We start from the raw sequence: 12,052 nt of genomic DNA on the forward strand, positions 1-12,052 counted from the left end.
TGAGGGCCATGTTCGCTATCGTGCGCACGGGCGGCAAGCAGTATCGCGTTGCCGCGGGAGACAAGATCGTCGTGGAGAAGATTCCGGGTGACGCGGGTTCGACCGTGTCGCTGGACGACGTTCTTCTCGCGGGTGAGGGTGCTGAGCTGAAGGACGTGAAGGGCCTCAGCGTTTCGGCGGAAATCATCGCTCAGGCGAAGGCCGAGAAGGTCATCGTCTTCAAGAAGCGTCGCCGTCATAATTATCGTCGCCGCAACGGCCATCGTCAGCAGCACACGATCCTGAAGATTCTCTCGATCGGCGGCGAAGCCCCGGCAAAGAAGGCTTCCAAGGCAAAGGCCGCCGCTCCGGCCGCCGCCGAAGCCTGATCGAAGAGCCAAACGGAGTAGTTTGAGATGGCACATAAGAAAGCAGGCGGCTCTTCGCGCAACGGTCGTGATTCGGCTGGTCGTCGCCTTGGCGTGAAGAAGTTCGGTGGCGAAACCGTCATCGGTGGCAACATCATCGTCCGCCAGCGCGGCACGAAGGTCTATCCGGGCCGCAACGTCGGCATCGGCAAGGATCACACGCTGTTCGCGCTCGCCGAAGGCCGCGTCGAATTCCACAGCGGCAAGCTTGGCCGCAAATATGTCAGCGTCGCGGCGTTCGCCGAGGCGGCTGAATAAACGGATGATCCGTCGCGGGTCGTCCGGAGAGGCGACCCGAGGGTCCGGCACGCCGGACCGATGAGGGAGAGGGTCGCACCTCTCCCTTTTTATTTTTCTCCCTCAGAAAACTGTCGCCCCGCTGTAACCTTTTGGGTTCAAAGGCGTTTCCGGGGCAGCGATAAGGGAGAATGAAATGTTCGCTCGTACCCCGCGGCTGTTGCTGCGTCCCGGTTGGAGAGAGGATGGCCCGGCTCTGGCAGCGGCGATCGGCGATTTCGCCATCGTATCGCGGCTCGCTCGTGCGCCTTGGCCCTACACGCTGGGCGACGCCGAGGCTTTTCTGGCGGCTGACCATGGTCCGCTCCCCAATTTCCTGATCTTCGCGCGCACGCTTGGTGCTCCGCGTCTCGTCGGCGGCATCGCTTTCGATGCGACCGACGAAGGCGTCGAACTCGGTTACTGGATCGCGCGCTCCTATTGGGGCCTGGGCTTTGCGACCGAAGCCGGCCGGGCGATGATGGACATCGCCGACAATTGTCTTCGCCTGCCGAAGCTGCGTGCCGGTCACTTCGCCGACAACGCCGCATCGGGTCGTGTGCTGGCCAAGCTGGGCTTCCAGCCGACCGGCAGCGTCGGTACGCGCGTCTGCCGGGCGCGGGACGCGGTGGTGAACAGCGTCGAGTTCGAACGGCGCGCCTTTGCGACGACGCGCGTCGATGAGGATGCCAGCATCGGCTACGACCGTGAGGATGCGCTGGCTGCCTGAGCCGTTTTCGGCGCAGCGCCAAAGCCTTGCTTGCTTCCATGACAGAAAATGCTGGGCCCGCCCGGCGGCGGCTATGCTAGTGCGACGAGAGCGGCGGTCGGGCTGGTTGGCCGCTTTTCGCCGGGACGGCCTAAGGGGGGCCGCTGATGCCACATAGCCGTCTGCGCCTGTCCACCGAGGAGATGCGGTTCCGCGCAATCGATGCGGCGCGCACCATCCTGATCGAGGAAGGTCCGCAGGCCGTAACCCTGATGGCCGTCGCCAAGCGCATCAACCGCACCCACGCCAATGTGCTGCATCATTTCGGATCCGCCGGCGACCTTCGCCGCGCGATGGCGGAGATGGTGGTCAGCCGCGCGGTCGCAGAAATCGAGCAGAAGGTGATCGAGGCGCGGCGTAGCGAGAGCGACTTGCGCGAAGTCGTCGACATCACCTTCGACATTTTCGAGAAGCAGGGCCTTGCCGCACTCGTGTCCTGGATGGTCCTGACGGGCGAGCGCGAAGGGCTGGTGCCGATCCTCGAAGCTGTCCACACCGTCGTCGAGGAACTCGGCGAATATCGCGGTGCACCTCTGAGGCAGATCACACATCTCCTCGTGCTCACCGCGCTCGGTGAAGGGCTGCTCGGCGAGTCGATTGCCGAAGCGCTCGATCTGCCGCGCGATTCGGCGCGTCAGACGCTCGCCCAGCAACTGCGGGTGATGCGCGGCTGGTAACAGTCTCCCCTATTCTTGCTCTCGCTGATGCCGACGGGTTCTTTTCGCCGCCAATTGGTATAAAGGCGCGCGATGCATTTTCTGGATCAAGCGAAGATTTTCATACGCTCGGGATCGGGCGGGCCCGGGGCTGTCAGCTTCCGGCGTGAGAAGTACATCGAATATGGCGGCCCCGACGGCGGCCATGGCGGCAAGGGTGGCGACATCATCTTCGAAGCGGTCGCCGGTCTCAACACGCTGATCGACTTCCGGTATACGCAGCATTTCAAGGCACAGCGCGGCCATGGCGGCGCCGGCTCCAACCGTACCGGTGCCGGCGGCAAGGATCTGGTGATCCGGGTTCCGGTCGGCACGCAGATCTTGTCCGAGGACAAGTCCGAGGTGCTGGCCGATTTCATCGTCGCCGGACAGCGCGAGGTGTTCCTTCGCGGCGGTGATGGTGGCCGCGGCAATGCCAGCTACAAGACGTCGACCAACCGCGCGCCGCGGCAGCATGGCACCGGTTGGCCGGGTGCTGAAGCCTGGGTCTGGCTGCGTCTGAAGCTGCTCGCCGATTGCGGCCTCGTCGGGCTGCCCAATGCCGGCAAGTCGACCTTCATCAACGCGGTGTCGAATGCGAATGCGAAGGTCGGTGATTATCCCTTCACGACCGTCAGGCCGCAACTTGGCGTCGCCAGCCACAAGGGACGGGAATTTGTCGTCGCCGACATCCCCGGCCTGATCGAGGGCGCAGCCGACGGCGCGGGCATCGGCGACCGTTTCCTCGGCCATATCGAGCGGTGCCGCGTGCTGCTGCATCTTGTCGACGCGAGCGGAGACGACCCGGTCGACGCCTATGAGATCGTGCGCGGCGAACTTGACGCCTATGGCGCGGGTCTGGCGGACAAGCCGCAGGTGTTGGCGCTCAACAAGATCGATGCGGTCGAACCCAAGGCGCTCGACAAGCTCGCCAAGAAGCTCGCGAAGAAGAGCGGCACGAAGGTGATGCTGCTGTCGGGCGCGAGTGGAGAAGGGCTTCCCGCCGTGCTCGACCAGATCATCGAGATTCTCGGGCCGGCGCCCGAGACGACCGCCGCCAACGAGAATGACGAGCCCTGGTCACCGATCTGACGATGTCCGCCAGCCACTTCGCTCCCGCCGCCTGTTCCCGACTGGTCGTGAAGATCGGTTCGGCGCTGCTCGTCGATCCCGATGGCAAGGTCCGGCGGGATTGGCTGGAGGGCGTCGTCGCCGATCTCGCCACCCGGCATCGGGCGGGGCAGCAGATCGCTGTGGTGTCCTCGGGCGCGATCGCGCTGGGCGCACGGCGGCTCGGCCTGGCCAAGGGCGGACGCGCGAGTCTTGAGGATGCGCAGGCGGCTGCCGCGACCGGGCAGATCGCGCTGTCCCATTGCTGGGCCGAACTGCTGAATCAGCAGGGACTGACCGCGGCGCAGATGCTGGTCACGCTCGACGATCTCGAGGATCGGCGGCGCTATCTGAATGCGGCCTCCACGCTCGATCGCCTGCTGAGCCTCGGCGTCGTCCCCGTGATCAACGAGAATGATTCGGTCGCGACCGAGGAAATCCGCTTCGGCGACAATGATCGCCTCGCCGCCCGGATCGGGCAGGCGGCGGGAGCCGGCGGCGTGATCCTGCTGTCGGACATAGACGGACTCTACACCGCCAACCCTCATCGCGACCCGACGGCCCGCCTGGTGCCGGAGGTCGCGCGGATCGACTCGCGCATCCGGGCCATGGCCGATGGCGGATCGGCGTCTGGGATGGGCTCGGGCGGCATGATCTCGAAGCTGGAGGCCGCGCGAATCGCGCAGCGGTCGGGCGCCCATCTGGCGATCATCTCGGGCAAACGCGACCATCCTCTGGCGGCCTATGATGCCGATGGACGCGGTACGGTGTTTGTCGGCAGCCGCGTCGGCAGCGCACGCAAGGCGTGGCTTGCCGGCCGGTTGACGGCCAAGGGCAAGGTCATGGTCGATGCCGGCGCGGCGGCGGCGCTGCTCGAAGGGCGCAGCCTGCTGGCGGCGGGAGCGACGGGCGTGCAGGGACGCTTCTCGCGCGGAGACGTCGTCGATATTTGCGGCCCGGAAGGTGAAGCCTTCGCGCGCGGCCTCGCCGAATATGACGCGGACGATGCGGCCAAGATCGTCGGTCGGCGGCGCGAGGCGCTGGAAGATCTGCTCGGCTATGCGCCGCGCTCGGCGCTGGTCCACCGCGATCATATGGTGCTGCTGTGATCGTCGCCGTCACCGGGGGCACCGGCTTCCTGGGCGGGCATGTGCTGCGTCTCGCGGCCGAAGCGGGCCATGAAGTGCGCGCGCTGACCCGCAGAGCGCAGTTGCCGCAGCCCAATGTCGAATGGCTGCGCGGGACGCTCGAGGATCATGTCGCGCTCGGCGAACTGGTCGATGGCGTGGACGCGGTCATCCACGTCGCGGGCGTGATCAACGCGCCGACCCTGGCAGGCTTCGTCGAGGGCAATGTCACCGGGACGGCCTCGCTGATCACTGCCGCCGAAGCCGCCGGCGTGCGCCGCTTCGTTCATGTCTCGTCGCTCTCTGCGCGCGAGCCGGATCTGTCCGACTATGGCTGGTCGAAGCGCGCGTCCGAGGCGATGGTCGTCCAGTCCTCGCTCGACTGGACGATCGTGCGGCCGCCGGCGATCTACGGCGCGGGCGACCGCGAGATGCTGGAGCTGTTCCGCGTCGCTGCACGCCGGGGAATCCTGCCGCTGCCACCGAAAGGGCGCCTGTCGCTGATCGAGGCCGGCGACCTGGCGCGGCTTCTGGTCGCCCTTGTGGATGCGCCTGAAAGCCACGCGCAGATCTACGAGCCGGACGACGGTGAGACCGGCGGATATTCGCACGAGCAATTCGGCCGGATGATCGGTGCAGCCGTAGGTCGGCCCAGGCTCCTCACCTTGTCCATGCCGAAGCTGCTTTTGCAATTGGCGGCCTTCGTCGAACGGCACAGGCTCGGCGACAAGGCTAAGCTGACCGGCGATCGTGTCCGATATTTCTGCCATCCCGACTGGGTCGCGCGGACCCGTCCTCCGGCATCGATCTGGCGGCCGGAGGTGGCTGCCCGGCAAGGCCTCGACGCTACCGCGTCATGGTATCGCGCGCAGGGCTGGCTCTGAACCTGCCGTTCAGCCGAAATTGGCCATCAATTGCGCCATGAAGGCGATGAAGCTGAGGATAAGTCCTCCCAGCATGACCCGATAGGCATAGCCCAGCAGCCGGTACTTCTTGCGGGCGAGCACGCGGCCATTCTGGTAGATGTCATGGGCGAAGGCCGCATAGACCGCGTCGCTGTCGGTGACCGTATCCAGCACGAACTGGACGAATTCCTCCTCCTCGATCTGCGTGAAGGAGCCGAAGAAGAGCATGTTCGCGGGACCGTTGGCGCGGGGCGGGACCTTGGTCGAGGGCAGTACCGCCATCACCGCGAGCAGCGCCGAAAGAAAGGCTGCCGCACCAAGGATCATCAGCGCGACGGGGGCCTGGCCGCCGGCTTTCAGCTGCCCGACCGTGATCGTGAAGATGACGAAGGTGGCGCCCATCAGCATATTGGCCTTCTGATCGGCCATCTGGCTCAGCTGATACTGGATCTGCTGGGCGGTGCGCAGGAGATGGACCGCGTCCGGCGCGAACTGTCCTCGCGGTGGAGCTCTTGTCTCGTCGGCTGCCATTTTCCCCCCTGCTTGCCGGCATCGGTAATGGCACGAGCCATCCAAGCGGCAAAGAGACATTCTCGTGACACATCGGCCGAAAATTGGCTCCCGCCTCCGCTCTGCCGCGAAGCCGCCGCAATCGCTTGGCAAGCGCGGCTCTGTCATCCTAGAGCGGACGGAACGGGCAATGCCGGTGCCGCGCTTGTGGATCGCCATTTCGCCGCGTGAGGCGATCGGTCCCAGGGGGACGGTCGCGCAATCGCACTGAGGAACGATGATGAGCAGCAGAGACGATACCTTCACCCGCGTGGCCGAGCAGATCGAGCCCTTCAACAAGAAGGGGATCGACCTGACCGACGCGACCAGCTTCGCGGGCGATCTCGAGTGGGACAGCCTGACGGTGATGGACTTCGTCGCTGCGGTCGAGGACGAGTTCGACATCATCATCACGATGAACATGCAGGCGGAAATCGAGACTGTCGGACAGCTCGTCGATGCCGTCATGAAGCTGCGGGGCTGACCTTGGCGACCGATCTCTTCTCGAAGTTCGATCCGCTCATCGCCGAGCGGGAGGCGTTGCTCGCGACCGGGGTCCGCGATCCCTATGCGATCGTCATGGAAAAGGTGCTGTCGCCCACCGAGGCGCTGATCAACGGCAAGAAGACCATCTTGCTGGGCACCTACAACTATATGGGCATGACGTTCGACCCCGATGTCATCGCCGCCGGCAAGGCTGCGCTCGACGAATATGGCGCGGGTACGACCGGCAGCCGCGTGCTCAACGGCACCTATCAGGGCCACCGGGAGTGCGAGGAGGCGCTGAAGGAATTTTACGGCACCAAGCACGCCATTGTCTTTTCGACCGGCTATCAGGCCAATCTCGGCATGATCTCCACCCTGGCGGGCAAGGGCGATTACATCATCCTCGATGCCGACAGCCACGCGTCCATCTATGACGGCTGCTGGCTGGGCGATGCCGAGATCGTCCGCTTCCGCCACAATTCGGTCGAGGATCTCGACAAGCGCCTCGGCCGCCTGCCGGTCGAGGCGGGCAAGCTCGTCGTGCTCGAGGGCGTCTATTCGATGATGGGCGACATCGCCCCGCTGCCCGAGATGGTGGCGGTCGCGAAAAAGCATGGCGCGATGATCCTGTGCGACGAGGCCCATGGCATGGGCTTCTTCGGCGAACATGGCCGCGGCGTGTTCGAAGAAGCCGGCGTCGCCGACGACATCGATTTCGTCGTGGGCACCTTCTCCAAGTCGGTCGGCACGGTCGGCGGTTTCTGCGTCTCGAACCATCCGAAGTTCGAAGTGCTGCGCCTCGTCTGCCGGCCCTATGTCTTCACAGCCTCGCTGCCCCCGTCGGTGGTCGCGACCGCCGCGACCTCGATCCGCAAGCTGATGCATGCGGGCGAGAAGCGCGCCCATCTGTGGAAGAATTCGCGCCGGCTGCATCAGGGGCTGCGCGACATGGGCTACAAGCTCGGCACCGAGACCGCCCAGTCGGCGATCATCGCGGTGATCCTGACCGACATGGCGCAAGCCGTGGCGCTGTGGCAGGGGCTTCTCGAAGCTGGCCTCTACGTCAACACGGCGCGGCCGCCAGCGACGCCAGCGGGCACCTTCCTGCTGCGCTGCTCGCTCTGCGCCGAGCATACGGACGAGCAGGTCGACCAGATTCTTGCGATGTTCGAGAGCGCGGGACGGGCGATCGGCGTCATAGCCTGAGCGGCGCGGGACGAGCCGGGATGGACTATCCCGGTCGCTCCGGGTGCGATACAAGACGGTCATGACGTTCAACGCTTCCGTCGCGTGGATACGGAACCTGTCGCAGGGCACGCGGCGATCGATCGCGGTTGCCCTGCTGGTCGTGGTGGCGATCGGCCTGTTGGTCGCCGTCGTGACGATGGTCGCGCGGTCGAACGACGCCCGCGATGCGGCCTTGCAGCGGGAGCAGCACAGCTACGACATCATGGTGCTCACGCGATCGCTCGATGCGTCGATGGCGCGCTCCGAAGCGGCGCTGGCTCGATATGTCGTCAGCAGCGATCGCAAGGTCGGCACGATCTTCTACGACGAATGGCGCAGGGCGATGAGCCAGCTGCGCCAGCTCGATCGGCTGACGTCGGGCCAGCCCGGCCAGCAGCAGCTGGTCCGCAAGCTCGAAGCCCTGGCCGCCGATCGCGAGAAGGAACTCGCCGCCGCCGCCGCCTTCGCCAATGTCGGCAAGGGCTGGTACGCGATCGGCATGTTCAGCAAGGCGGGCAAGTCGCCCAATGTCCGCGCCATATCCGAGACGCTCGAACAGATCGCCGCGCGCGAGCGCGAGCGGCTCGGGCAGCGATCCGAAGCAACGCTTTTCTCTGCCGAGCGCGCCAACTGGTTCGCCACCCTTCTGTCGGTGCTCGGCCTCTCGCTGATGGGCCTCGCTATCCTGATGGGCTGGCTCGCGGCGGCGGCCGTGGCCCAGCGCGCCCATGCGGCTGAAGCCATGGAAGTCGAATTGGATCGGGCGGCGCAGCTGGAGGCGGCGGTCGCCGAGCGCACCCGGGAGCTGAGCGAAGCCAATCGCCGCCTGCTCGAAGAAAGCGAGACGCGCGCCCGGGCCGAAGCGCAACTGGCGCAGGCGCAGAAGATGGAGGCGGTCGGCCAGCTGACCGGCGGCATCGCGCACGACTTCAACAATATGCTCTCGGTCGTGGTGGGAGGCCTCGATCTCGCCCGGCGGAAGCTGGCGAAGCAGCCGGCCGAGGCGGGCATGTATATCGACGGCGCGCTGGAAGGCGCCGACCGGGCGGCGGCGCTGACCCGGCGGCTGCTGTCCTTCGCGCGGGCCGAGCCGCTCTTGCCCGATGCGGTCCAGCCGGCGAAGCTGGTGTCGGGCATGAAGGTGCTGCTCGACCGAACGCTGGGCGAGCGGATCGTCGTCGAGGTCCATCCGACCCGCGCGGCATGGCCGATCTGGGCGGACTCGCACCAGCTGGAAAATGCGATCCTCAATCTGGCGGTCAATGCCCGCGATGCGATGGAGGGGGCTGGCTGCCTGGACATCATGGTCGAGGATATCACGCTCGATGCGACGACGAGCGGCGGGCTCAAGCCGGGCGATTATGTCCGGATCAGCGTTGCCGATACCGGTTGCGGCATGTCGCAGCAGGTGATGGAGCGCGCCTTCGAGCCCTTTTTTACCACCAAGCCGGTCGGCAAGGGGACGGGCCTCGGCCTCAGCCAGATCTTCGGTTTCGTCCGTCAGTCGATGGGCGACGTCCGCATCGCGTCCGAACTGGGCAAGGGGACGACCATCTCGCTGCTCCTGCCGCGCCATCATGGCGTGGCGGCGCAGCGCAGCGCCATGGACATGACCGTCGCGGCGCGGCCCGATACTGGCGCACTCGATATCTTGCTGGTCGAGGATGATCCCCGCGTCCAGGCGTCCACCCGGGCGGGCCTGACCGAACTCGGCCATGTCGTGCGCGCCTGCAGTTCGGGCGAGGAAGCGCTCGCCATCTTGGCCGAAGGGCAGAGCTTCGATCTCGTGCTGACCGATGTGATGATGCCGGGGATGACCGGGCCCGAGCTGATCGCGACGATCAGCCGCGACTATCCCGACATCTCGGTGCTGTTCGTCACCGGCTATGTCGGCGAGGCCGGGCAGAGCGAGGATTTCGCGGACCATGAGGTGCTGCGCAAGCCCTTCACCATTTCGGCGCTCGGCAACGCGATCGGCCGGGCGATGGGCCGGCATACTGGCCGGGCGGCATCTCAGGCGGCCTGAACGACCGGAAAGGCGCGCTGGTTCAGCGCACCGCGCCGCGCAGGATCAGGCGGGGGAGCAGCGCCAGCGCGCCCAGGATCGGCCAGCGCCGCTGCCACGGCTTTATCTCGATCGCGGCGCCCGCATGGCGGTTTATCTTCCAGGCGAGATAGTCGATGCCGCCAGCATAGGTGGTGCTGGCCTTGGCGAGCCGGACCAGCGTCAGCGCCTTGCCCTCGCGCCGGCGCTGGCGCCAGATGGTCTCACCTGCCTTGCGTTCGGCGGAGCTTATGGTGTCGGCGAAGCTGACGATGTCGCCCTCGACGGCAGCGCCGAGGCCGGCGGCGGCGAGAGCAGGGGCGGTGAAACGCGCATAGCGTGCGGGATCGGCCCCCACGACCGAAGAGGCCCGCCCCTTGCGCTCGGCGCGGAGTTCGGCGCCATAGGTCAGCGCGAAGGCGCCCTCCCACAGCGCGGCGACGCTGAGCCGGTCTGCAAGGAGCGGCCGGGCGGCCGACAGCAGAGCAGGGGCCGCACCGGCAATCGCCATCGCGGCATGCATAGCGGCGCTCTCATCGGATGCCCAGACTAGGCGTGACGGCTGGGCGAAACGGGCCCAGACCGACACGTTCCGGGTGGCAGAGGAGGCGAGGCGGACAAAGTCGTTCTCGCTCAGCACCGCATATTTGGCGATCAGCCCGTCATGCTCGAATGGGAAGACATTGGGCGGGACATGGCGGTTGGCGAAAGCCAGCCAGCCGGAGCCATAGGCCGCGCGATAGTCCGACACGATCAGGTAGAAGTCGAGCATCAGCCCGTCGAGATTGGCCTCGCGCAGGCAGGACCCGTAGAACAGCACCGATCGGGCGGCATCGGGATAGCGTGAGGCCAATGCCTCGGCCATGGCCGCGACCCGAGGATCGACAGGCTCGGCCAGCTCCGCCGCGACCAGCTTTTCGAGCGACATCAGGCTGGGATCAGGCGGCCAGGCGCAGGAAGGGGACGGGCGGGGTCGTCTTGAGAATGATCGGCTTGCCCGCATCGGCCTGGAAGATTTCGCCGTCGAGGATCACGCTCGAACGTTCGCCCTCGATCTGAATCTCGTCGCCATATTCGAAATGGACACCGTCCATCCGGTCGCGGCCGACCCGGCCGAAGATTCCGGCGAACAGCGCGCGGAGCAGCGGCAGCGGACGCTGCTCGACGACCATCAGCTGCAGCGCACCCGATGCGGCGCTGCCGCCGGTGCTGCTTCCGAGCAGCAGCTTGTGCAATGTGGTGACGATCAGCAGCGAGAAACGCCCCTGGATCTGCCCGGCGCGCATCATCGATACCTTCAGCGGGCGCGCCGCCGGTGGCAGAAAGGCGGTCCGGATGCCCAGGATCAGCGTGACCATCACCGCGATTGCGGTAAGGAAATGGCTGATCCCGTTCGGCAGCCCGAGCGGGTAGATCTTGTTGCGGCAATAGAGGATCGTATCGGCGAGGCCGGCCCCGCCGAGGAACATGCCCAGCACCGGGCGCGATCCGTCCGACCCGTCGGACAATGCGATCAGTTCGCGGACGACCACATGCTCTTCTATGCCGCTGCGCGCGATGTCCATGACCCGCTGAAGCGCGGCGATCGGATCGCCGACCGCGCCGAGATCGAGGGCGATCAGGTTGGTCTTGCCATTGGGCAGAACGGCGACCGGTGGCGGCGAACCGTCGAAATGATTGCCGAGATAGAGTTCGGTCAGCGCGGCCTGGACGGTGCCGTCGCCGCCGTTGACGACGAGTACCTTGGGATTGACCCGGGCAATGGTACGTAGCGCCTCGCCGATCTGATCGACCGACTCGACCTCATAATGAAAGATGTCGCTCTGCGAGGCGCAGAAACTCCGCATCCGCGGCAGCATCGACAGATTGCCCGTCGAGCGGGGATTGGAGAGGAGCGCTACGGCCGCCATCGCTCAGCGAGCCGCCATGGCGACGGGGCCGAAGGATCCGCCCTTCACATAGTTCATCACGACCGACACCTTCGTCATTCCGGCTACCTCGATCTGAACCCGTTGCGGATCCGGCTTGCGCTTGAAGAGGACGTCGAACAGCGACAGCCGGGGGTTGCCCGACATGCCACCGCCATCCTCCATGCCGGTCTTGCCCGACCCGTCCACATCGTGGCGGACCGAGACCGCATAGGCGCCGGCCGCAGGAACCTTGACGCAGATGTCGACCGGACCCGATGCGGGAACCGGGACGTCGATGCGGCGGAGGTAGCTGCCTTTGTCGAAATAATGTTTCGGATTGCCGCCATAGGACTGGACGCGCAGCGTGCCGCTGCGCTTCTTCAAGCCCTCGACATGCACGAGAATTGCAGGCGAATTACCATTGCAGACGGCTGCGTCGGGGCCGAGCACGGCGGCACCGGCCGCGACGGGCATGCCCATCGCGATCATCAGTCCAGCCATCCCCGCCACAAGTTTCGACATGACCTCATTACTCCTGGAAGCTATA

General features: G+C 66.0%; 14 protein-coding genes. 10 read left to right on the forward strand and 4 right to left on the reverse strand.

Features of this window, described 5'->3' with window-relative positions; genetic code table 11:
- The first annotated feature begins 8 nt into the window (after window positions 1-8).
- The 7 genes from rplU (at window position 9) to ACNI3R_RS14100 (ending at window position 5,268) form a co-directional block, all read left to right on the forward strand.
- Window positions 9-368, forward strand: a complete 360-nt coding sequence (gene rplU / locus ACNI3R_RS14070; protein WP_426184368.1) for a 50S ribosomal protein L21 — start codon at window positions 9-11, stop codon at window positions 366-368.
- A gap of 27 nt (window positions 369-395) precedes the next feature.
- Window positions 396-665 carry a 50S ribosomal protein L27 gene (gene rpmA, locus ACNI3R_RS14075; RefSeq protein WP_165322770.1) on the forward strand — a complete coding sequence of 90 codons (270 nt, stop codon included), beginning with the start codon at window positions 396-398 and terminating at the stop codon, window positions 663-665.
- Between the two features lie 175 nt (window positions 666-840).
- Window positions 841-1,413: a GNAT family N-acetyltransferase gene (locus tag ACNI3R_RS14080; RefSeq protein WP_426184372.1), complete on the forward strand. Its 573-nt coding sequence runs from the start codon at window positions 841-843 to the stop codon at window positions 1,411-1,413.
- Between the two features lie 146 nt (window positions 1,414-1,559).
- A complete protein-coding gene (locus ACNI3R_RS14085; protein WP_426184374.1) occupies window positions 1,560-2,129 on the forward strand; it encodes a TetR family transcriptional regulator in 570 nt (189 codons plus the stop codon).
- A gap of 72 nt (window positions 2,130-2,201) precedes the next feature.
- Complete coding sequence (gene obgE, locus ACNI3R_RS14090) at window positions 2,202-3,239, forward strand: GTPase ObgE (protein WP_426184377.1); 1,038 nt, start codon at window positions 2,202-2,204, stop codon at window positions 3,237-3,239.
- A gap of 2 nt (window positions 3,240-3,241) precedes the next feature.
- A complete protein-coding gene (gene proB, locus ACNI3R_RS14095) occupies window positions 3,242-4,366 on the forward strand; it encodes a glutamate 5-kinase (RefSeq protein ID WP_426184380.1) in 1,125 nt (374 codons plus the stop codon).
- Window positions 4,363-5,268 carry an NAD-dependent epimerase/dehydratase family protein gene (locus ACNI3R_RS14100; RefSeq protein ID WP_426184383.1) on the forward strand — a complete coding sequence of 302 codons (906 nt, stop codon included), beginning with the start codon at window positions 4,363-4,365 and terminating at the stop codon, window positions 5,266-5,268. Before proB ends, ACNI3R_RS14100 begins: the two co-directional genes overlap by 4 nt.
- A gap of 9 nt (window positions 5,269-5,277) precedes the next feature.
- Here ACNI3R_RS14100 and ACNI3R_RS14105 read toward each other — a convergent pair whose 3' ends face one another.
- The gene (locus ACNI3R_RS14105) at window positions 5,278-5,820 is read right to left on the reverse strand and encodes a Pycsar system effector family protein (protein ID WP_426184386.1); all 543 of its coding nucleotides are present in this window, start codon (window positions 5,818-5,820) and stop codon (window positions 5,278-5,280) included.
- Window positions 5,821-6,079: 259 nt separating this feature from the next.
- On the opposite strand from ACNI3R_RS14105, the gene ACNI3R_RS14110 reads away from it, so the two are divergent.
- From ACNI3R_RS14110 to ACNI3R_RS14120, 3 genes are all read left to right on the forward strand, one after another.
- Window positions 6,080-6,322: an acyl carrier protein gene (locus ACNI3R_RS14110; protein ID WP_165325042.1), complete on the forward strand. Its 243-nt coding sequence runs from the start codon at window positions 6,080-6,082 to the stop codon at window positions 6,320-6,322.
- Entirely contained in the window at window positions 6,319-7,530 is a 1,212-nt protein-coding gene (gene spt, locus ACNI3R_RS14115; RefSeq protein WP_426184693.1) for a serine palmitoyltransferase, read from the forward strand. Before ACNI3R_RS14110 ends, spt begins: the two co-directional genes overlap by 4 nt.
- A 61-nt stretch (window positions 7,531-7,591) precedes the next feature.
- The gene (locus ACNI3R_RS14120) at window positions 7,592-9,577 is read left to right on the forward strand and encodes a response regulator (protein ID WP_426184389.1); all 1,986 of its coding nucleotides are present in this window, start codon (window positions 7,592-7,594) and stop codon (window positions 9,575-9,577) included.
- 22 nt (window positions 9,578-9,599) lie between these two features.
- On the opposite strand, the gene ACNI3R_RS14125 is transcribed toward ACNI3R_RS14120, so the two are convergent.
- The 3 genes from ACNI3R_RS14125 to ACNI3R_RS14135 are packed head-to-tail and all read right to left on the reverse strand — an operon-like array spanning window position 9,600 to window position 12,027.
- On the reverse strand, window positions 9,600-10,523 hold the full coding sequence (locus ACNI3R_RS14125; protein ID WP_426184392.1) for a hypothetical protein: 924 nt from the start codon (window positions 10,521-10,523) through the stop codon (window positions 9,600-9,602).
- A 10-nt stretch (window positions 10,524-10,533) separates the two neighbouring features.
- Window positions 10,534-11,505 carry a diacylglycerol/lipid kinase family protein gene (locus ACNI3R_RS14130; protein ID WP_426184394.1) on the reverse strand — a complete coding sequence of 324 codons (972 nt, stop codon included), beginning with the start codon at window positions 11,503-11,505 and terminating at the stop codon, window positions 10,534-10,536.
- Window positions 11,506-11,508: 3 nt separating this feature from the next.
- Complete coding sequence (locus ACNI3R_RS14135) at window positions 11,509-12,027, reverse strand: DUF2141 domain-containing protein (RefSeq protein ID WP_426184398.1); 519 nt, start codon at window positions 12,025-12,027, stop codon at window positions 11,509-11,511.
- Window positions 12,028-12,052: the final 25 nt, after the last annotated feature.

It is taken from the genome of Rhizorhabdus antheiae (assembly GCF_049889055.1).
Classification (GTDB): Bacteria; Pseudomonadota; Alphaproteobacteria; order Sphingomonadales; family Sphingomonadaceae; genus Rhizorhabdus.

What these genes read in the sequence shown, in the direction of transcription:
- rplU (WP_426184368.1), top strand. Translation starts at nt 9, where the DNA reads ATGTTCGCTATCGTGCGCACGGGCGGCAAGCAGTATCGCGTTGCCGCG.
- rpmA (WP_165322770.1), top strand. Translation starts at nt 396, where the DNA reads ATGGCACATAAGAAAGCAGGCGGCTCTTCGCGCAACGGTCGTGATTCG.
- ACNI3R_RS14080 (WP_426184372.1), top strand. Translation starts at nt 841, where the DNA reads ATGTTCGCTCGTACCCCGCGGCTGTTGCTGCGTCCCGGTTGGAGAGAG.
- ACNI3R_RS14085 (WP_426184374.1), top strand. Translation starts at nt 1,560, where the DNA reads ATGCCACATAGCCGTCTGCGCCTGTCCACCGAGGAGATGCGGTTCCGC.
- obgE (WP_426184377.1), top strand. Translation starts at nt 2,202, where the DNA reads ATGCATTTTCTGGATCAAGCGAAGATTTTCATACGCTCGGGATCGGGC.
- proB (WP_426184380.1), top strand. Translation starts at nt 3,242, where the DNA reads ATGTCCGCCAGCCACTTCGCTCCCGCCGCCTGTTCCCGACTGGTCGTG.
- ACNI3R_RS14105 (WP_426184386.1), bottom strand. Translation starts at nt 5,820, where the DNA reads ATGGCAGCCGACGAGACAAGAGCTCCACCGCGAGGACAGTTCGCGCCG.
- ACNI3R_RS14110 (WP_165325042.1), top strand. Translation starts at nt 6,080, where the DNA reads ATGAGCAGCAGAGACGATACCTTCACCCGCGTGGCCGAGCAGATCGAG.
- ACNI3R_RS14120 (WP_426184389.1), top strand. Translation starts at nt 7,592, where the DNA reads ATGACGTTCAACGCTTCCGTCGCGTGGATACGGAACCTGTCGCAGGGC.
- ACNI3R_RS14125 (WP_426184392.1), bottom strand. Translation starts at nt 10,523, where the DNA reads ATGTCGCTCGAAAAGCTGGTCGCGGCGGAGCTGGCCGAGCCTGTCGAT.
- ACNI3R_RS14130 (WP_426184394.1), bottom strand. Translation starts at nt 11,505, where the DNA reads ATGGCGGCCGTAGCGCTCCTCTCCAATCCCCGCTCGACGGGCAATCTG.
- ACNI3R_RS14135 (WP_426184398.1), bottom strand. Translation starts at nt 12,027, where the DNA reads ATGTCGAAACTTGTGGCGGGGATGGCTGGACTGATGATCGCGATGGGC.